This is a genomic window from Bilophila wadsworthia ATCC 49260 (assembly GCF_000701705.1).
Taxonomy (GTDB): Bacteria; Desulfobacterota; Desulfovibrionia; order Desulfovibrionales; family Desulfovibrionaceae; genus Bilophila; species Bilophila wadsworthia.
The window spans coordinates 31,311-50,618 of the sequence record NZ_JNJP01000023.1; the positions used below are offsets into that span (position 1 = coordinate 31,311).

General features: G+C 60.7%; 18 protein-coding genes. 16 read left to right on the top strand and 2 right to left on the bottom strand.

The window, feature by feature from the left end:
- Positions 1-78: 78 nt before the first annotated feature.
- From murD to T370_RS0109865, 9 genes are all read left to right on the top strand, one after another.
- Positions 79-1,416: a UDP-N-acetylmuramoyl-L-alanine--D-glutamate ligase gene (gene murD / locus T370_RS0109825; protein WP_407712044.1), complete on the top strand. Its 1,338-nt coding sequence runs from the start codon at positions 79-81 to the stop codon at positions 1,414-1,416.
- Positions 1,413-2,558, top strand: coding sequence for a putative lipid II flippase FtsW (ftsW, locus tag T370_RS0109830; protein WP_029435614.1), 1,146 nt, complete (start codon positions 1,413-1,415; stop codon positions 2,556-2,558). Before murD ends, ftsW begins: the two co-directional genes overlap by 4 nt.
- Before the next feature lie 11 nt (positions 2,559-2,569).
- Entirely contained in the window at positions 2,570-3,646 is a 1,077-nt protein-coding gene (murG, locus tag T370_RS0109835) for an undecaprenyldiphospho-muramoylpentapeptide beta-N-acetylglucosaminyltransferase (RefSeq protein ID WP_029435615.1), read from the top strand.
- Between the two features lie 14 nt (positions 3,647-3,660).
- Positions 3,661-5,025 (top strand): UDP-N-acetylmuramate--L-alanine ligase, encoded by a 1,365-nt coding sequence (murC, locus tag T370_RS0109840; RefSeq protein ID WP_016360771.1) that lies wholly within the window; start codon positions 3,661-3,663, stop codon positions 5,023-5,025.
- Positions 5,026-5,406: 381 nt separating this feature from the next.
- Positions 5,407-6,297: a UDP-N-acetylmuramate dehydrogenase gene (murB, locus tag T370_RS0109845; RefSeq protein WP_029435616.1), complete on the top strand. Its 891-nt coding sequence runs from the start codon at positions 5,407-5,409 to the stop codon at positions 6,295-6,297.
- Entirely contained in the window at positions 6,285-7,130 is an 846-nt protein-coding gene (locus T370_RS0109850) for a cell division protein FtsQ/DivIB (protein ID WP_248604243.1), read from the top strand. Before murB ends, T370_RS0109850 begins: the two co-directional genes overlap by 13 nt.
- A 229-nt stretch (positions 7,131-7,359) precedes the next feature.
- Positions 7,360-8,592: a cell division protein FtsA gene (gene ftsA / locus T370_RS0109855; RefSeq protein ID WP_005025975.1), complete on the top strand. Its 1,233-nt coding sequence runs from the start codon at positions 7,360-7,362 to the stop codon at positions 8,590-8,592.
- Between the two features lie 41 nt (positions 8,593-8,633).
- Positions 8,634-9,920, top strand: a complete 1,287-nt coding sequence (ftsZ, locus tag T370_RS0109860; RefSeq protein WP_009379481.1) for a cell division protein FtsZ — start codon at positions 8,634-8,636, stop codon at positions 9,918-9,920.
- 326 nt (positions 9,921-10,246) lie between these two features.
- Positions 10,247-10,984 carry a DUF4851 domain-containing protein gene (locus T370_RS0109865; protein WP_005025979.1) on the top strand — a complete coding sequence of 246 codons (738 nt, stop codon included), beginning with the start codon at positions 10,247-10,249 and terminating at the stop codon, positions 10,982-10,984.
- Between the two features lie 222 nt (positions 10,985-11,206).
- On the opposite strand, the gene T370_RS0109880 is transcribed toward T370_RS0109865, so the two are convergent.
- Complete coding sequence (locus T370_RS0109880; RefSeq protein WP_009379477.1) at positions 11,207-11,413, bottom strand: Trm112 family protein; 207 nt, start codon at positions 11,411-11,413, stop codon at positions 11,207-11,209.
- Between the two features lie 103 nt (positions 11,414-11,516).
- Here T370_RS0109880 and T370_RS0109885 point away from each other — a divergent pair, with 103 nt between their 5' ends.
- The 5 genes from T370_RS0109885 to T370_RS0109905 all read left to right on the top strand — a co-directional run bounded on the left by T370_RS0109885 (position 11,517) and on the right by T370_RS0109905 (position 17,019).
- A complete protein-coding gene (locus T370_RS0109885) occupies positions 11,517-12,395 on the top strand; it encodes a PHP domain-containing protein (protein ID WP_029435618.1) in 879 nt (292 codons plus the stop codon).
- A gap of 9 nt (positions 12,396-12,404) precedes the next feature.
- Positions 12,405-13,763 carry an aminotransferase-like domain-containing protein gene (locus tag T370_RS0109890; protein ID WP_005025986.1) on the top strand — a complete coding sequence of 453 codons (1,359 nt, stop codon included), beginning with the start codon at positions 12,405-12,407 and terminating at the stop codon, positions 13,761-13,763.
- 419 nt (positions 13,764-14,182) lie between these two features.
- A complete protein-coding gene (locus tag T370_RS0109895; protein WP_005025987.1) occupies positions 14,183-14,497 on the top strand; it encodes a c-type cytochrome in 315 nt (104 codons plus the stop codon).
- Between the two features lie 158 nt (positions 14,498-14,655).
- A complete protein-coding gene (locus T370_RS0109900; RefSeq protein ID WP_029435619.1) occupies positions 14,656-15,780 on the top strand; it encodes a glycosyltransferase family 4 protein in 1,125 nt (374 codons plus the stop codon).
- 216 nt (positions 15,781-15,996) lie between these two features.
- Positions 15,997-17,019 (top strand): threonine aldolase family protein, encoded by a 1,023-nt coding sequence (locus tag T370_RS0109905; RefSeq protein WP_029435620.1) that lies wholly within the window; start codon positions 15,997-15,999, stop codon positions 17,017-17,019.
- 349 nt (positions 17,020-17,368) lie between these two features.
- Here T370_RS0109905 and T370_RS0109910 read toward each other — a convergent pair whose 3' ends face one another.
- Positions 17,369-18,022 carry a YigZ family protein gene (locus tag T370_RS0109910; RefSeq protein ID WP_005025997.1) on the bottom strand — a complete coding sequence of 218 codons (654 nt, stop codon included), beginning with the start codon at positions 18,020-18,022 and terminating at the stop codon, positions 17,369-17,371.
- A 215-nt stretch (positions 18,023-18,237) separates the two neighbouring features.
- On the opposite strand from T370_RS0109910, the gene T370_RS0109915 reads away from it, so the two are divergent.
- Positions 18,238-18,726 carry a rubrerythrin family protein gene (locus T370_RS0109915; RefSeq protein ID WP_005026000.1) on the top strand — a complete coding sequence of 163 codons (489 nt, stop codon included), beginning with the start codon at positions 18,238-18,240 and terminating at the stop codon, positions 18,724-18,726.
- Positions 18,727-19,117: 391 nt separating this feature from the next.
- Positions 19,118-19,308, top strand: a 191-nt coding sequence (gene tnpA, locus T370_RS0109920; protein ID WP_029435621.1) for an IS200/IS605 family transposase, incomplete at its 3' end; no start/stop codon positions are given.

Consider the following 19,308-nt stretch of genomic DNA (forward strand, 5'->3'; position numbering starts at 1 on the left):
GGGGGGCGGGGGAGATCATTCCCCCCGGCGGGATCAAGGGGCGGTGCCCCTTGCCGCCGGAGGCATCATTCTGGAGTCATGATGAAAGCTGCAAACGAAATGTTCACGAAGCCTGCACCGGCGGTGAAACCGGGCGACCTCGCGGTTGTTGTGGGAGCCGGGGTTTCCGGCGTGGCCGCCGCCAAACTGCTGCACAAGCTTGGTGCGCGGGTGCGGCTGCTGGATCGCTCTTTGGATCGCATCCCGGCTGATTTCGCGGAATGGGCGGAGTCCGCGGGAGTGGAAATCGTATGCGGCGAACATTCCCCGAGCCAGTTCCGGGATGCGAAGCTGGTCGTGCCGAGCCCCGGTGTGGCCGCTGCGGTCATCAGCAAATTTCTGCCCGACGGCACCCCGCCGGAAATCATGGCCGAAACCGAACTGGCATGGCGCCAGCTTTCCGGCGAGCCGGTGCTCGGCGTGACCGGGACCAGCGGCAAGACCACGACAACCAGCTTGTGCGCGGCCATGTTGAAGGAACAAGGGCTTACGGTGTTTACGGGCGGCAATATCGGCACGCCGCTGTCCGAATATATCCTGTCCGGCGAGAAGGCGGATGTAGTGGTGCTGGAATTGTCCAGTTTCCAGTTGCAGACCTGTTCGACGCTGCACCCGCGCGTGGGCATCCTGCTGAACATCAGCGAGAACCATCTCGACTTCCATAAGGACATGGACGAGTACATCAGCGCCAAGATGCGCCTGTTTGCCAACCAGACGGAGACGGATCTCGCTGTGCTGCAGGACGGCATGGATGAGCTTGCCGGGAAGTACGGAATCAAGGCGCGGAAAATCCATTATACGGAATCGGACCGTTTCCCGGATATGCAGCTCATGGGCCCGCACAACCGCTGCAATGCCGAAGCGGCATGGCTGGCCTGTCGCGAATTCGGCGTGACCGAGGAAGCCGCGGCCCGTGCCGTTGCCGCGTTCCAGCCCTTGGAGCATCGGCTGGAAAAAGTCGCCGAGATCAACGGCGTGCAGTACGTCAACGATTCCAAGTGTACGACCGTGGAAGCCTTGCGGGTGGCGCTGTCGTCATTCGATCGGCCTGTGGTGCTGCTCGCCGGGGGCAAGTTCAAGGGTGGGGATCTGCCGGGCCTGTGCCCGCTTCTGAAGGAACATGCCCGGTGCGTCGCTCTGTTCGGGGCAAGCCGTGAACGGTTCGAACCCGCGTGGCGGGATACGTTGCCCGTGACGTGGGATCGCACCTTGGAGCAGGCGCTGCGCCGAGTGGCGGGCAAGGACGGCCAGCCCGCGCTGGCTCATGAAGGCGATGTGGTGCTGCTGGCTCCGGCGTGTTCCAGCTATGACCAATATCCCAACTACCTGCGGCGCGGCGAAGATTTCAAGCGCGTCGTCCATGAGGTGCTCGCATGACAATGGCCCGTCGCCGTGTTCCCTCGTCAGGATTCCGTCCGACGCAGGAGAGCGCCCCTGTCGGCCAATACGACTGGGGATTGATTGCGCTGTTCCTTATGCTGTTGTGCATCGGCCTGCTTATGGTGCTCTCCGCCAGCGGCGTGGTGGCGGAACGCATCAACGGAGACAAGTATTTCTTTTTCAAGCGTCAGCTCATTTATGCCGTCATAGGCGGGGTTGTAATGTGGGTTCTTGCGGCTGTGCCGCGCCACATCCTGTACAAACTCCAGTATCCGTTCCTGCTGTTTGTACTGATGCTGCTGTTTGTGACCCTGAGTCCGCTGGGCGCGCGCGTCAACGGGGCGCAGCGTTGGATTTCGGTGAAATTCTTCTCCATCCAGCCGTTGGAGTTCGCCAAGATCGCGCTTGCCCTCTACCTGGCCTACTTCATGAGCACCAAGCAGGAGCTGGTGAAGACGTTCAGCAAAGGTATTATCCCGCCGTTCGCCATGACGGCCCTATTTTGTTTTTTGCTGCTGGCCCAGCCTGATTTCGGCGGGGCCGTGGTGCTTTCGCTGATCCTGTTCTTTATGTGCCTGATCGGCGGGACCCGGTTTATTTATCTGTTTATGGCCATCGGCGTGGGCTTGGCTGGCGCGTTGGCCCTGATCATCTTTGAACCGTACCGCGCCCGGCGTCTGGTGGCGTTTCTCGATCCGTTCGCGGATGCCCAGAATGCGGGGTATCAGCTTGTGCAGTCCCTGTACGCGCTCGGCTCCGGCGGCTTCTTCGGCGTGGGCATGGGCGGCAGTTCGCAGAAGATGTTCTATCTGCCCGAAGCGCACAACGACTTTATCATGGCGGTGGTGGGCGAGGAGCTCGGCTTTTTCGGCATGACGCTGATCATGGTGCTGTTCGCCATGCTGTTCATGCGCTGCTACAAGATCATCATGGGGCAGTCGGATCTGCGCGATCGTTTTTCGGCTTTCGGCGTGACGCTGGTGCTGGCCATCGGTGCTACGCTCAATCTGGCCGTGGTTATGGGAATGGCGCCGCCCAAGGGGGTGGCTATGCCGTTTTTGAGCTACGGCGGCAGTAGCCTGCTTGCGAGTATGATGTGCATCGGCTTGCTGCTGAATTTTTCCCGCACGGCGCGGTGACAGGAAAGGATATGGGCGTTCGGATCATTCTGACCACCGGCGGAACCGGTGGACATATTTTTCCGGCTTTGGCCGTGGCGGAACAGTTGCGGCGCGAAGGCGCCGAGCTGTTGTTCGTCGGTTCGCAGTACGGTTCCGAGGCCAAGCTGGCGAAACAGGCCGGGCTGGAGTTCCGGGGGTTGCCCGTGCGCGGCGTGCTCGGGCGCGGCCTGCGTTCCGTGGGCGCGCTGTGGGGGCTTTTCCGCGCCGTGTTCATGGCTAGGGCTATCGTAAAGGACTTCCGGCCCGACGCCGTGATCGGTTTCGGGGCCTATGCCTCCTTCCCGTCGCTGGTGGCGGCCAAGCTTTCCGGCGTTCCCATCGCGGTGCACGAGCAAAACGCCATGCCGGGCCTGACCAACCGCATGTTGGCGAAGCTGGCAAAACGGGTGTTCCTGTCTCTGCCGGACGTGACCGGGGCTTTTGACGCGAAAAAGAGCCAGCTCACAGGCAACCCCGTGCGCGAGGCGATCGTGGAGTCCGGGAAAAACGCTGTTGGGCATCCCGGTACCCGCCGTCTATTGGTCATGGGCGGCAGCCAGGGGGCAAAAGCCGTCAATTCCGTGATCCTCGCCAGCCTGGAACGGCTGACGAAGGCCGGGATCGAAATCCGGCATCAGACCGGCTCTTTTGATCTGGAGCGCGTGCTTGCCGGGTATCGGGCGCACGGTGTCGACGCTTCGGGCGTGACGCCGTTTATCGAAGATGTGGCCGCGGCGTATCAGTGGGCCGATCTGGTGTTGTGCCGGGCCGGGGCGACGTCCGTGGCCGAACTGGTCGTAGCCGGAAAACCCGCCGTGCTCGTGCCCTTCCCCTATGCGACTCACGATCATCAGACATACAACGCTCAGGTTATGGTTGATCAAGGGGCTGCGCTGCTGGTGGCGGAAAAAGACCTCCCGCATCTGGACGCCGGGGGGATGCTCATCAACCTGCTGCTGGACCCCGGCACGCTGCGCACGATGTCTCAGATGGCGCACACCTGCGCGCGTCCCGATGCCGCCTCCAAAGTGGCGCAGGGCGTTCTTGCGCTGTGCCGTCAGAGCTGAAAAAGGAAACGATGATGCGTACCAAGTTTACGAAAATCCATATGATCGGCATCGGCGGCTCGGGCATGAGCGGTATTGCCGAAGTGCTCTTGAATCTCGGCTATGAAGTGCACGGCTCGGACATGGCGGACGGCCCCGTGGTTCAGCGCCTGCGCTCGCTCGGGGCGGATATCCATATCGGGCACGCCGCCGGGAATGTGGATGACGTCAACGTGCTGGTAAAGTCCAGCGCGGTTGCGGAAGACAATCCCGAAGTGGTCGCCGCCCGCCAGAAGGGCATCCCGGTGATTCCCCGTGCGGAGATGCTGGCGGAGCTTATGCGCCTGCGGACCGGGATCGCCATTGCCGGGACACACGGCAAGACCTCCACGACTTCGCTGACCGCCGCCATTTTCGACGCCGCCAGCCTTGACCCGACGGTCATCATCGGGGGACGGATCAACGCCTATGGGGCCAACGCCCGGCTGGGGCAGGGCGAGTATCTGATCGCCGAAGCCGACGAATCCGACGGCTCGTTCCTCTGCCTGTTGCCGATCATCAACGTCGTGACCAATGTGGACCGCGACCATCTGGATCACTACGGCAATCAGGAAGCCATCGACGAGGCGTTCGTCAGTTTCATGAACCAGATCCCGTTCTACGGGCTGAACGTCGTGTGCGGCGACGACCCCGGCGTGGAGCGTCTGCTGCCCCGCGTGAAGCGTCCCGTCGTGACCTACGGGTTTGGCTCCGGCAACCACATCCGGGCGGAAGTGCTGGAGTGTGGGGTTATCAACCGTTTCAAGGTCTTCATCAAGGGCGAAGAGCTTGGTGAGGTGACGTTGCGTCAGCCGGGCCGCCACAACATCCTGAACGCGCTTGCCGCCATCGGCGTGGCGTTGGATGCCGGCATCGAGCCGCATTTCTGCATCGAGGGATTGGCCCGTTTCGGCGGGGTGGGGCGGCGTTTCGAGCACAAGGGCGAAAAAAACGACATCCTTGTCGTGGACGACTACGGGCACCATCCTGTGGAAATCGCCGCGACGCTGGCGACGGCCCGTACTGCCTACCCGGATCGCCGGGTTGTGGTGGCGTTTCAGCCGCACCGTTTCTCGCGGACACAGGCGCTGTTCGGCGAATTCTGTCATGTGCTCGGTACGGTGGACAAACTGTTGCTGACGGAAATCTATCCCGCGTCGGAAAAGCCCATCCCCGGCGTGAACGGGCAGAACCTTGCGCAGGGCATCCGGCAGGTGTCGGACGCGGACGTGAGCTATTTTCAGAATTTTGATGAGATGGTTGCCGCGTTGCCGGATATCCTCAAGCCCGGGGATCTGTTCCTGACTATCGGCGCGGGCAATGTGACCACTGTCGGGCCGCGTTTCCTCGCGTTGGAGTAGAAGATCCATCGGGGGAGGGCGCTTTTTGCAAAAAGCGTCCTCCCCCGGCCCCCCCACCCGCAAAAACGTTGACTGGTGGGGAGGCTGCGCGACGGGAGTCCCGTTGTACGGCACCGGGAGAGATTGTTGTGAAAATCGGGAACGCAGCGGCGTTTCCGGTACTGCCGGGGGCCGGGGGGCGCTCGCCCCCCGGACGGGGTCAAGGGGCAGTCGGCCCCTTGCCGCCGGAGGCATCCTTTCCGCTCTGAAGGCTTGAGGCGCAAAAGGGGGCGCGTGCCCCGATAAGTGGCCTTTTATCAGGTGAACGGGCTTAGTTCCCTGTAAAAAATAATATTCAACAGAGTCGTTCTCCTGCGAAACAAACGGGAAAGAGGAAAACCGATGGTACGGATCGTTGCGTCGCCGCGCATGGCTTCTTTGACCTCCCTGCACCTGGGGGGCCGGGCGCTGGCACTCGCCACGTTTGAAAGCGCCGCGGATCTGGAAACGCTGCCCGAGGCGGCGGATCGGATCGGGGGGCGCGTGGCCATGCTTGGCGGCGGGACGAATATCCTCGCCGCCGATGGCGAGCTGCCCGTTGTGCTCGTCCGCTGCGGCATGGACGAAGCGCCCGCCGTGATCGGCGAGGACGGCGGATTGCGGCTCGTACGGGTCGGCGCGGGCGTAAAGCTGCCCCGCCTGTTGGTCTGGTGCATGAAACACGGCTTGTCCGGGCTGGAAGGCATGGCCGGGGTGCCGGGCGACGTGGGCGGCGCGGTGGCCGGGAATGCCGGGGCGCACGGGATGGACATGGGCACGGTGCTGCGCAGCGTGGATGTGTTTTCCCCGGACCGTGGCTTTCGGACGCTGGGACGTGAGGACGTGCGCTGTGAATACCGTTTTTTCGGTTTGAGGGACGGCGGGAAGCCGTGGTTTGCGATTTCCGGTATCGTATTGGCGCTGCGCCCGGCGGAACCGGAAGCGATACGCACGGCCCTGCGCGACAATATCGAACGCAAGCTGCGGGTGCAGCCGGTCCGTTCGTGGAGCGCGGGGTGCGTCTTTAAAAACCCCCCGGAAGGGACGTCGGCGGGCAAGCTGCTTGACGAGGCCGGATTCCGGGGCAAGCGGCTCGGAGGCATGTGCTTTTCCGAGATCCATGCGAATTTTTTGGTCAACGAAGGTAAGGGCAGCGCGGACGCCGCGCTTGAGCTCATCCGTTCGGCGCAGAGCGCCGTATGGGAACGGTTTGGGATCCAATTGCAGACGGAAGTGAAATTGTGGGTATTCTGAGTTCGTCGAAGCGCAACAACAGGCGTCCCGCCCGCAACAGCTACACCAGCCCGCAGCGGAGAGCCCCTTCTTCGGGAGGCGGATCGTTTTTCGCCCATGTGAAGTCGGCCCTCAGCTGGACCCTTGGCCTTGGGCTCGGGGCGGCGCTGCTCGTCGGGCTCGGTGTGGGCGGCCTTCAGTTGCACCGCATGGCGACGACCAGCGAGTTCTTCGCCATCAAGCGCGTTGAAATCCGGGGCACGACCCATTTTTCGCGCGAGGAAGTGCTCAAGGCCGCAAACCTGCAATCGGGCGTCAACAGCCTGACCGTCAACATCGCGGACGTGGAGCAGGGCCTCCGCGACAATCCGTGGGTGCTGTCCGTGGCCGTGAAGCGCCGCCTGCCGGATGCGTTTGAGATCCGCATCCGGGAACGCATCCCCGCATTTTGGATGCTCAAAGACGGCGTCCTGTACTATGCGGACAACAGGGGGCAGATCATCGCGCCCGTGAATGTGGGGAATTTCCTGTCGCTGCCGACGCTGGAGATCCTGCCCGGCGGCGAGGAACTGCTTCCCCAGATGGACGAGCTTTCCCGCGCGTTTCAGGCCGCGCACCTGCCTGTGAACATGGCCAGCGTTTCCCTGTTTCGAGTGAGCGCGGCCAAGGGCTTTGAAGTCTTTATCGAAAACAGGAACCTGGTGCTGTGCATCGCCGCTGAGGACTGGGATGCCAATCTGCGTCGGCTGAGTTTGGTCCTTTCCGATCTGGCCCGCCGCGGCGAGTTGAAGACGGCACGGGAAGTTTGGGCCGCCGACGGCAACGTCTGGGTTGTAGAACCTGAGAATGTCTAAGAGCGAGTAGCGGTTTTTTCTAGACTTTTTACGGAAAATATGCTGTATCCGGGGTATTCAGACTGTGAAACAGGGCGGAAAAAGACACCCTTGTTCTGGCTCAGAACAGCAGTGATGAGCAGGGTGACGCCGCAGCGCCTCCCGAAATGATGGATTCGGGTCTGATTTCGCGTGATCGGGATGACGCAATATCCCGACATGCATTGCGAAACGCGCCAAGGAGTAGCGCATGTCCAAATCTGAATTGATAGTCGGCCTTGATATTGGCACCACCAAGATTTGTGCGGTGGTGGGCGAACCCTCTGAGAACGGCGGGATGGATATTGTCGGTATCGGCACGAGTCCGTCCACCGGGCTGCGGAAGGGTGTCGTGGTCAATATCGAGCAGACGGTGCAATCCATCAAGCGGGCGCTTGAAGAAGCCGAACTGATGGCCGGATGTGAAATCCGATCCGTGTATGCGGGCATCGCCGGCAGTCACATCAAGGGGTTCAACAGCCACGGCGTCATTGCCGTCAAGGGCGGTGAAGTCTCGCCCCGCGACATCGAGCGTGCGCTGGATGCGGCCAAGGCGGTCGCCATCCCGTTGGACCGCGAGGTGATCCACATTCTGCCTCAGGAATACATCGTCGACGATCAGCGCGGCATTGCCGATCCGATGGGCATGGCCGGCGTGCGTCTGGAAGTGAAGGTCCACATCGTGACCGGTGCGGTCACTTCCGCTCAGAACATCGTGCGCTCCTGCCATAAGAGCGGGCTTGACGTGTCGGACATCGTGCTGGAATCCCTCGCCTCGGCCAAGGCCGTGCTCACCGAAGAGGAGCGCGAGATCGGCGTGGCCCTCATCGACCTCGGCGGCGGGACCTGCGACATCGCCATTTTCGCCAACGATTCCATCAAGCATACGGGCGTGCTGGCGCTTGGCGGGCAGAACCTGACCAACGACATCGCGTTCGGCCTCCGCACGCCTATGGCTGCGGCGGAAAAGATCAAGATCAAGCATGGTGCGGCCATTGCCGAAATGGTGCGCCCCGATGAGTATATCGAAGTGCCCAGCGTGGGCGGGCGGGAACCTCGCCGCCTGTCGCGTCAGGTGCTGGCGGAAATCTGTGAACCCCGCATGGAGGAAATCCTCACGCTCCTCGATCAGGAGCTGGTGCGTTCCGGTCTCAAAAACATGATCGGCGCGGGTGTGGTGCTCACGGGCGGGACGGCCCTCATTCAGGGCTGTCAGGAGCTCGGCGAACAAGTCTTCAACCTGCCTACGCGCATCGGGTATCCCCGCAATGTGGGCGGGCTCAAAGATATGGTGAACAGTCCCAAGTTCGCCACGGCCATGGGCCTGCTCCGCTTCGGCGCGGAGAAGGAAGGCATGGAGCAGAAATTCCGTATCCGAAGCGACGGGAATGTATTCAATTCGATCCTGTCGCGCATGAAAAAGTGGTTTTCCGAAATTTCCTGACGTCTGGGCGGTCAGCACGTTGTTCTCTTTGAGGAGGAGCTATGATGGATATGCAATTTGAAGCGGATACACCCCCCGCGAATATAAAGGTCATCGGTGTCGGCGGTGGCGGCGGCAACGCCGTGCAGAACATGATCATGGCGGGCCTGAAGGGTGTCTCCTTCATCTGCGCCAATACGGATGCGCAGGCGCTGCTTCGCTCCAAGGCTGAAATCAAGCTCCAGATCGGCGAGAAGCTGACCAAAGGGCTTGGAGCCGGGGCCGATCCCAACGTGGGCCGCGATGCGGCGCAGGAAAGCATCGGCGCGATCAAGGACGCCATCGGCGATGCCGACATGGTCTTCGTGACCGCGGGCATGGGCGGCGGAACCGGGACCGGCGCGGCCCCCATCGTGGCACAGGCCGCCCGCGAACTGGGAGCTCTGACGGTGGGCGTCGTGACCAAACCGTTCCTGTTTGAGGGCACGAAACGCGCCCGCGCCGCGGAGCAGGGCATCGCCGAGCTCCGCGAGAACGTGGACAGCCTGATCACCATCCCGAACAACCGGCTGCTTACCATTGCGCCCAAGAAAGCGAAACTCAGCGATATGCTGAAATGCGCCGACGACGTGCTGCACCGGGCTGTTCGGGGTATTTCCGACCTTATCACCGTTCCCGGCCTCATCAACGTGGACTTCGCCGACGTGCGCACGGTCATGAGCGTATCCGGCCTGGCCATGATGGGCGCCGGCATCGCCGTGGGCGAAGGGCGCGCCATCGAAGCCGCGCGCAAGGCCATCACCAGCCCGCTGCTGGAAGATGTGTCCATTGCCGGGGCCAAGGCGGTGCTCATCAACATTACGGCCAACGAAGATCTGCTCTTTGAAGAATTCAACGACGCGTCCGCCTACATCAATGACGCGCTCGGCGAAGCCGATACCAACATCATCATCGGGTGCGCCACCGACGAGAATGCCGGGGACGAGATCCGCATCACCGTCATCGCTACGGGCATCGAAGGCAACGCCGCGCCGAAGGTCGTGCAGGGCGGGCAGGCCAATATGGCTACCGTCCGGCCCCAGCAGCGCCCGGCTCAGCAGCCGCAGCAGCCTTCCCATTCCGGGCTGAATTACCAGAAGCAGGCCCTTGCCGAGGAGCACGCGATGCCCCGTATGCGTATGCCCCGTACGGTCGGTAACTTTTCGGATGAGGAGCGCATTGTGCCCACGTTCCTGCGGGATCGCGATCAGCTCTCCAAACAGACGACGCATAATCCCGGCCGCGAAGAGTTCATCTTCGAGGAAGAGGAAATCGAGCTGCCTACGTTCATCCGCAAGCAGGCCAACTAAACCGGGCGGAGCGGTTGCATTCCGCTGCCCGGCATTGCAGAGGCAGATCCATCCGGCTCTTTCGAGAGGCTCTTTCCCGCGGAGAGGGCCTCTCGTTTTTTCGGTGTTCTCCGCGCTGGCCGGTTTGGGAATGGGAGGGAACGTTCTTCTCCAGAAAAGCTGCCTCTCCCTTTCCCAATATATCTCATCAGTTCATATGGGAATGGCGGCGTGCTGGAGGCAAGAGGCATCGGTTCCGGAGTGCCCAAAAAAAGAGTGGCGCTCTCAGGGGTTCGGGCGTATTTATCAGGAATAAGATCTCATAAGTCATCCATCTGGAGATAGCTATGAAAACGATCCGTTTTTTCCTGTTGTGGTGTATGGTTGTGGCGATTTCCGCCTGTACGCCGTTCTACCGCGGCTTTGAAGGCTCGACGTTGGTTTCCCCGGCACGGCCTGACGTTTCCGTCAGCGTTGTGGATATGCCGATGCTTGCGCACGGTCAGATCGCCCCGTTCCTGAATACGGATCAAGGCTACCAGTTCCCGGAAACCCTTGTCTCCGTATACGGAACGGACGCCGCGTCTCCCGTAGCCATTGTGGCCCTTTCCTTTGTGCCCAGCAACGCTTGGGAATGGGACCCGCTGTCCTTCAGCGGGCCTATGGCCCAGCAGAACATGGGGACCGTGTTTGGCGGAGAGAGCTTCTACGGGAGCGTCCGCATCGTCAACGGGGCCAAGGATCCTTTTGCGCCCCTGTTCGCGCCCGAGGATCAGTGGGCTTCCCTTGACTGGCTGGTGCAGCGTTTCGCGTGCCTGAATGATTTCAGGCGGTCCAAGCTTATCCTGGAATACCGCGAACCGCTCCCCGCGTCGCTCAAGGGCGTTTCCGAAGTGCCGGTATACAACGAGGCTGTGCAGGCGTTCCGCGAACGGGCGGCCAAGGTGTTCCACGTCCAGTATGGGGAGGCTCCTATGCCCAAGGACGAGGCCCCGTATATCAAGACGCTCAATGCCCGCTATATGGGGAACTTCCTCGGCAGCATGTCCGTGAAGGAACCCTTGTTCCCCAATTATTCTGATTGATGGAGCCCGCTTTCCGGAAAGGTTTCGTATACCCCGAAGCTTCACGTATGCAGCCCGTCCCGCATGGAAAAAAGAGCGGCGGAACCGGGAATATCCGGCTTCATGCCGTTTAGGGGAACAGGGCAGGGATGCTGAGGGATTGCGGGGACATCCCGGACTGGATCGGAAATGTCGTTTTTTCATAAAGGAAAAGCATGTCCGGGTGGACATGCTTTTCTTGTCTCAGCGGGATTGTTTCTTGCGCTGTCCGCGCTCCCAGTCATCCTTGCGGATGGCCTCTTCTTGAAGCATGATGGGGATATTGTCGCGCACAGGAAAAACCAGACCGCAGGCCGGGCATTCCAGTCCGCTTTCGTTGTCCACAGGTTCCAGCTCTCCCCGGCACACGGGGCAGGCGAGCAGGGCAAGCAGTTCGGGATTCAGAGCCATGAAGCGTCTCCTTGGCGCAGTGTTGACGTATAAATGAAGAGTGTAACGCCTTCCGTTGCGGAGGACAAGCCGCCTTCCGGCAGGGCGGCGATGAGGAGGAAACATGCAGCCCCGTTTTGTTGATTTGCATACGCACACTACGGCGTCCGACGGAACGGACGCCCCCCGGGATCTGATACGCAGGGCGGCTTCCTTGAAGCTCGCGGCGGTTGCCGTGACCGACCATGATACGGTTTCCGGCCTTGATGAAGCGGAAGCGGCCGGGCGCGAGTACGGCGTGGAGATCATCCGGGGGTGCGAGCTCGGCGTACAGGGGCAGTATGGGGAAATCCACCTGCTCGGGTTGTGGCTGCCCCGGCATTCCGCCCCATTGGATGCCGAGCTGGCCCGCTTGCGTGGGCACCGGGAAGAGCGCAATCTGAAGATACTTGATAGGCTCCGGTCTATTGGCATCAATATAGGCTATCAGGAAGTGCTGGATGAGGCCGGAGGCGAATCGGTCGGCCGCCCCCACATCGCCCGCGTGCTCCAGAAACGCGGTATCGTGTCCAATTTCGCGCAGGCGTTTGAGCTGTATCTCGGCTATTACGGTGCCGCATACGTGCCCCGGACCCTGCTCACCCCGGAAGAAGGGGTAAGCCTCATGGCGGATCTCGGCGCTGTGGTGAGTTTCGCGCATCCCATGCTGATCCGTTGCCCGCCGTCATGGTTCGACGAAATCATCCCCCGGCTCAAAGAGGCGGGGCTTGGGGCCATTGAAGCCTATCACAGCGAGCACTCCGCGCGTGACGAGCGGTTCTGCGTGGAGCTGGCGGCCCGGTACGGCCTCGGGCTCAGCGGCGGTTCGGATTATCACGGTATGGCCAAGCCGGGCGTGGAGCTCGGGCGCGGCAAGGGGGGCTTGCGGGTGACGGTGGCGCTGCTCGATGCGCTCAAGGCCCGGCGCAAAAGGCCTGTTGACGACGCTCCGGAGGTCTTGTAGGCCAGCCGTATGAAACTGCTCCGACTGTATCAGGATCAGGCGCGGGAACATCCCGGAGAGGCCAAGTACATGCTCGTTGCCAACGCCATCGCGCAGGGCGTTGAGGATGGCTGTCTTGCGCCCGGCGAATCGCTGCCGACGCACAGGGAATTGGCCGAAGCGCTCGGCGTGACCATCGGGACCGTAAGCCGGGGCTACGCCGAGGCCGCGCAGCGCGGTCTGACCGTGGGTGTGACCGGGCGGGGGACCTTTGTGACCGCGCCGTGCCACGATGTGGACGTGTACGAGGGCGCGGGCAGGATGCATGATCTGGGGTTCATCGCGCCTTTCGAATATCTGAATCCGGATTTGAACGAGGCCGTGGCCGAGTTGTCCCGCTACGCCGATTTGAAGGAACTCAGCAACTATCAGCAGCCGCGCGGGTTGTTGCGGCACCGCGAGGCCGGGGCTCATTGGGCGGGGCGGTACGGGCTGGCTGTTTCGCCGGAGAACCTCCTTGTCTGTGCGGGAGCGCAGCACGCGCTCTTAACGGTACTCGCGTCCCTGTTCAATCCCGGTGACCGCATCGCCGCCGAGCAGCTCAGTTATCCGCTCCTCAAGCAGCTTGCCCGCCGCCTGCGGCTCAACCTGACGCCCGTCCGGATGGATCAGGGGGGGATGCTGCCCGATTCGCTGGAAGCGGCTTGCCGGGCCGGGGGCATCAAAGGGCTGTATCTGATGCCTACCTGCCAGAACCCCACGCTGGCGCAGATTCCCGAGTACCGCCGCCGGGAGCTGGTGGAGATCTGCCGGCGTTATGATGTCATGATCATTGAGGACGACGTGTACGCCCTCTCTTTGGAGCACAATCTGCCGCCGCTGGCGTCGTTGGCTCCGGAGCGCTGCTGTTTCATCGCCTCCACGAGCGAAGCCCTGAGCGGTGGGCTGCGTATCGCCTATCTGTGCCCGCCGGATGCCGTTTTTGCCGAACTGGAGCGGACGATTTCCTACACCATTTCAATGGCTCCTCCGCTTATGGCCGAACTGGCGACCATGTGGATCCGCAACGGCACGGCGGATCGCGTGCTGGCCGCGAAGCGCCGTGAGGCGGCGGAGCGGAATGCGCTGGCCCGTCAGTTGCTGGATGGCTTCCCGCTGGAGACGCGGACTACGGGGTTTTTCTGCTGGCTCAAGCTGCCTGATCCGTGGGCTGCGGTGGCTTTTGCCGAAGCCGCGCGCCAGCGTGGGATCATTGTGGCGGACAGTGACCTGTTCGCGCTCAACCATGCCTCGCCGGAGCAGGGCGTCCGTTTGGCGCTCGGCGGCGTGCGTACGCGGGAAGCTTTGGCGGACGCGTTGGGCACGCTGGCTGGGATGCTGCACGGGTAGGGTGTTGTGGGGAAGGAATATTGGGGAGGGGGAGGGAACCTTTCTGAAGAAAGGTTCCCTCCCCCTCCCCAAAACCCACCCCCTCTCTCCCAAGACTTTTGTCCTTATCGAATCCTTATTCGCAGGTTGTGCGCCTTATCGTATGCCGTTCGTTGGATTTGGTTGCAGGGGCTGGAGGGATGCTCTGGCTGATTGGGAGGTTGGGGTGTTGGGTCACTGTGAAGCATGGATCTTAGGCAGGAATTTTTTATCGGTGTTTCGTGAAAAAGGGAGAGTCTGCTGGATTGGAAAGCCGCATGAAGGGGATTTTTCTTTTGAAATATTTCCGCATTTTTATTATATCTCCTTATAATCATTGATTGAAGGATGCCGCAGCGTATTCTGGGCGAAACCAAAGCTTCTTCCGAGGAGGAATCTCTATGCGTGGTTTCATGAAATATGCGTGCGTGTTGGCCCTTCCCCTGCTCGTAGCGGCGGGTGCGGCGCAGGCTCAGACGTGGCCCGATGGCGGCAACCCGTCCGAAGGTGCCACCCTGTATGATAGCTGTGTCCCCTGTCATACGCTGAACGGCAACGGACTCGCCGGAAAGTCGGTATCCGATCTGATGGACAAGATGAAGGCGTACCAGAGCGGCACCTTCACCGACGCCAAATTGCTTGGTATGCAGCAGGTATTGAAGCCGCTGTCCGACAAGCAGCTTCTGGATCTTGCGGCCTATATCAACAAGATGTAATTCCGCGAAAGAAAGGTTTCACCTCCCCTTGCTCCTGAAAGCGGCGGCCATTACGGGCGCCGCTTTTTGGCGTCCGGCGCGGAGGCGCTCCTTGTCCCTGCCCGGGGCTTGTGTTACAGCAAAAGTCCCTTGAGTACCTTTCTTTTTCTGGAATGCCCATGTCTTCTTTCCGTTCTATTCAGGTCGTCAATGTCCGCTGGTTCAACGCCACAGCGTGGTATGGGCTGGAACTCGCCCGTTTGCTCAATGCTGCGGGGCATGAAAGCCGCGTCGTGGCGCTGGCCGATACGGAAACCTTCGCCAAGGCCGAGGAAATGGGATTGCGCCCGTTGGCTATGCCGCTGAATGCCAAGAATCCGCTGGAATTCCCCGGACTCATCCGTGACATGGGGCGTCTTGTCCGCGCATTCCGGCCCGATGTGGTTAACTGCCACCGGGGAGAATCCTTTTTGTTCTGGGGGCTGCTCAAGGGCATGGGCGGATACGCGCTTGTCCGCACGCGAGGGGATCAGCGGCTGCCCAAGGGGAACCTCCCCAACCGAATTTTACATACGCGGGTGGCTGACGCGGTTGTTGCCACCAACTCGGTGATGGCCCGGCATTTTGCGGAAAAGATGCGTGTACCCGCTGAGCGGCTGCATATGATCTTGGGCGGAGTGGACACGGAGCGTTTCCGGTTTGCTCCCGAAGGCAGGGCGGAAGTCCGTGCCCGGTATGGCTTTACGGATGACGAATGCGTCGTCGGCCTGCTCGGACGGTTTGACCTCGTGAAGGGGCAAAGGGAAACCATCGCGGCGCTGGCAAAGCTTGTGGGCGAAGGTGTGCGAAACATCCGGTTGCTGCTTCTCGGCTTTTCCACCGCGACGCTTCAGGAAGAGGTTGAGGCGTGGATCCGCGAGGCGGGCATGGAGCGGTATGTGACCATCACTGGAAAAGTCCCGGATGTGACGGCCTGCCTGTCCGCGCTGGACGTGGGCGTGGTCGCCTCGTTGTGGTCCGAAACCATCGCCAGGGCTGCGCTTGAGATCATGGCCTGCGGGCGGCCGCTCGTATCCACTTCAGTGGGGGTCATGCCGGATCTGCTTCCCGCGTCGGCACTGGTTGCGCCGGGGGATGTGGACGCGCTGGCTGGCGTGCTGCGGCGGGCGGCGACGGATGAGGCTTGGCGGCGGGACTTGGCCGGGCATTGCTCCGAGCGGATTATGTCCCTCCGGGACAAGGATTTTCTCGAACAGACGTTGGCTGTCTACGCGGAAGCGTACCGTCGGCGGTGTTCATCCTAGGGCCGTTCAACTTTGGGATGGTACCGCTTTCAAGACAGTCTGCCCCAAGGAACGCTGCGGACAGGGATTCGATAAACACAAAAGTCTTTGAAGGGAAGGGGGTGAGGGGGGAGGAGAAATGCGGGAGGTGCTCTCCCATTCTCCAGAAAGTTTCTCCTCCCCTCCCCAACGCCTCCATGCCTTTCCAAAGCTCATCTGCCTAAAGGAGGCTGCGAGATGGATTGCACTTTTGCCAGCGACAATACCAGTGGCGTGCACCCGAAAGTGATGGAGGCCCTGAACAAGGCCAACGTGGGCGCGGCGGAGCCTTATGGCGACGACCCGTGGACCGCCGAAGCCGAGGGCTGCTTCAAGGCGCTGTTCGGCGATGACGTCGACGTGTTCCTCGTCCCGCTCGGCACGGGCGCGAACGTGCTCGGGTTCAACCGCATGATACGCTCGTGGCACTCCATTCTGTGCAGCGACATGGCCCACACGCAGACCTCGGAAAGCGGGGCGGTCGAGGCCGTCGTGGGCTGCAAGATGACCCCCATCCCCTCCGTGCACGGCAAGATTTCCGCAGGGGCTCTTTCCGCATACCTGACAGATATGGGCAGCCCGCACCACAGCCAGCCCGGTCTGGTGGCGCTCACGCAGTCCACGGAAGTGGCCACGGTGTACACGCCGGAAGAGATTAAGGCCATTGTCGACGTGGCACACGCGAACGGCTTGTTCGTGCACATGGACGGTGCGCGCATCGCCAACGCCGCGGTTGCGCTCGGCTGTGACGTGCGTTCCTTCACCAAGGATCTCGGCGTGGATATGATGTCCTTCGGCGGCACGAAGAACGGCATGATGATGGCCGAATCCGTCGTCGTTTTTAATAAGGATTTCGTGCGGGACTTCGTGACCCTCCGCAAGCAGAACCTCCAGCTTGCCTCCAAGATGCGGTTCCTTGCGGCCCAGTACATAGCGTATTTCAAGGACGGGTTGTGGCTGGAAAACGCCCGGCACGCCAACAATATGGCCCGTCTGCTTGCGGATCTCATTTCCGGTATGCCGCACGTGGAGCTGGCTCATCCTGTGGAAAGCAATGGCGTGTTCGTCAATATGAAGCCGGAGCACATAGCCGCATTGCAGCGGCAGTACATGTTCCATGAGGTTGAGCCGTCCGCGCATACCGTGCGCTGGATGCTCAGCTTCAATACCTCTGAAGAGCAGGTACGCGCGTTCGCCAAGGCGATCGGCGCATTGGCATAGAATCCGTTTACCGGTTCCCTACGGAAGCCTTTCGGAACATCTCCGAAAGGCTTTTCGTTTTGCGGAAGAGCGGAAGAAGAGTCGCCGCGCGAGCCAGTACGGTTTTGGTGGTCAGCCCTGCGCTGCGTCGGAAGAGGAAAAACTTGCAAGGGATCAGGGAAACTTGTTTTTGAAAGGCATGGAGGCATTGGGGGAGAACTTTTGGGGAGAAGAGCTTCCTTTTCGCAAGCCTGTCGGCGTGGAGCTCCCCCTCTATTTCTAAACTTTTACTTTTATCGAAAGCCCTGTCCGCAGCCTCTTGAAGAACCGGATACCATCTGAAAGCAATATGTTTTCAAAGAAAGACATGCTACGGTGTTTCCGGTGGCATGGTGCCGTCATCAAGCCGTGTGATGAGCACTGCCCCGTCCGTGAGTTCCGTCAGCGCGGTTTCGAGGGCCGGGATGTTTTGATCGGGAAGCAGCAGTTCGTAGGTGGCGTCCACGCCGAAGTTTTCCGAGGCGACGGTGGCCCGGTAGTCCGGCAGCAGGCGGCGAAAGACCGTAATATGCGGATAGTCGAGGACCACCTCGACGCGCGCGGGGATCATATGTTCGCGTGTGGGCAGGGTTTCGAGGCCCAGTTTGACCATGCCCTGATATGCCCTGACGAGGCCCCCCGTTCCGAGCTTGATGCCGCCGAAATAGCGGGTCACGACCGCGGAAAGCTCACCGACCCCGCCGTGCAACAGCATGGTGAGCATGGGGCGGCCCGCCGTGCCGTGCGGTTCGCCGTCGTCACTGTAGCCGACCTTGCTGGTTTGGCCGGGCGCTCCGGCGGCGTAAGCCCAGCAATTGTGGGTCGCGTCGGGGAATTCCTGTTTGATCCGCTCGATGAAGGATTTGGCCGCCTCCGGGGTCGGCGTATGGGCAAGGCTGACGATGAACCGGCTGCGGCGGACGATTTCTTCGCAGCGGTGCAGGTCTTCTGGGGCCAGATCCGGGATGAAATAGGAGACAGACATGGGAACAAGGTGTAGCGTCTGACGGGCGGCGGGTCAAGCTTGCGTGCCGTCATCACCGTATTTCTTGTACTTTTTCCGGGACGATATTTTTTTTTGAAAAAAGTACAGATAAGGCTTTACAAGAGGGCTGGATTCTTATAAACAGGAATCGTTCCTGATTGAGAACGTAAGCAACACACTCTACATAACCTAACTATCCCCAAAGGAGACTTCCCATGAGCAAGACCGAAAAGAATCTGATGGACGCTTTCGCTGGAGAATCTCAGGCTAACCGCAAGTATCTCGCTTTCGCCAAACAGGCTGACAAGGAAGGCCTGCCTCAGGTTGCCAAGCTGTTCCGCGCCGCCGCCGAAGCTGAAACCATCCATGCCCATGCCCACCTCCGCAATGCCGGAAAGATCGGCGACACCACCGCCAACCTCAAGGCCGCCATCGAAGGCGAAACCTACGAGTTCACCAAGATGTATCCTGAGATGATCGCCGACGCCAAGGAAGAAGGCCAGGATCGCATCGCCAAGTATTTCGATATGGTCAACAAGGTTGAAGAAGTGCACGCCAACCTCTACAAGAAGGCCCTTGCCGATCCTTCCTCCATCACCGGCGACCTCTATGTCTGTACCGTGTGCGGCTACACGCAGGAAGGCCCCTGCGACAAGTGCCCCATCTGTGGCGCCGTGGCTGCCGCTTTCGCCAAGATCGACTAGTTTTTTGCGCGTAAGGTGAGCAAGGAAAGGGGGCCAAGAAAACAGCTTTTCGACTCCCTTCCCAACGTTTTGACTGACAGGGTGGCCTGACCACAACGCTAGTGCGCAAGATCGTCAAGCATAGCCCCCACTCAGTCTGGAAAAGGCATCTCTCCCGTAAGGAAGAGATGCCTTTTTCTTTACGATGTTAACCGCTTGAAACAGCGTGGTTTCCACCCATCACCCTTTCCCATGCATTGCTGAAAGGGGAAAGCGGTGAAGAGGGATTCGATAAGGTCAAATCCTTGACGTGATCCCCCGGCTAAGCCGGGGGGCTCCTGCAGTTTGACAATTCCCTAAAACAGCAAACCTCCTTGTCCGAACCGCTCAAGGCAGAACAAGGAGGCTTTTTATGAAGCAATTACAAAGTTTAAGTCATACGGTCTGGGAGTGTAAGTATCATATAGTGTGGATTCCGAAATACCGGAAAAAGGTTTTGTACGGCAAGATTCGTGAGGAGTTGGTGGGCGTATTTCATGAATTGGCCAACCGCCGAGGCTGCAAGATATTGGAAGGGCACCTGTGTGTGGATCATGTGCACAT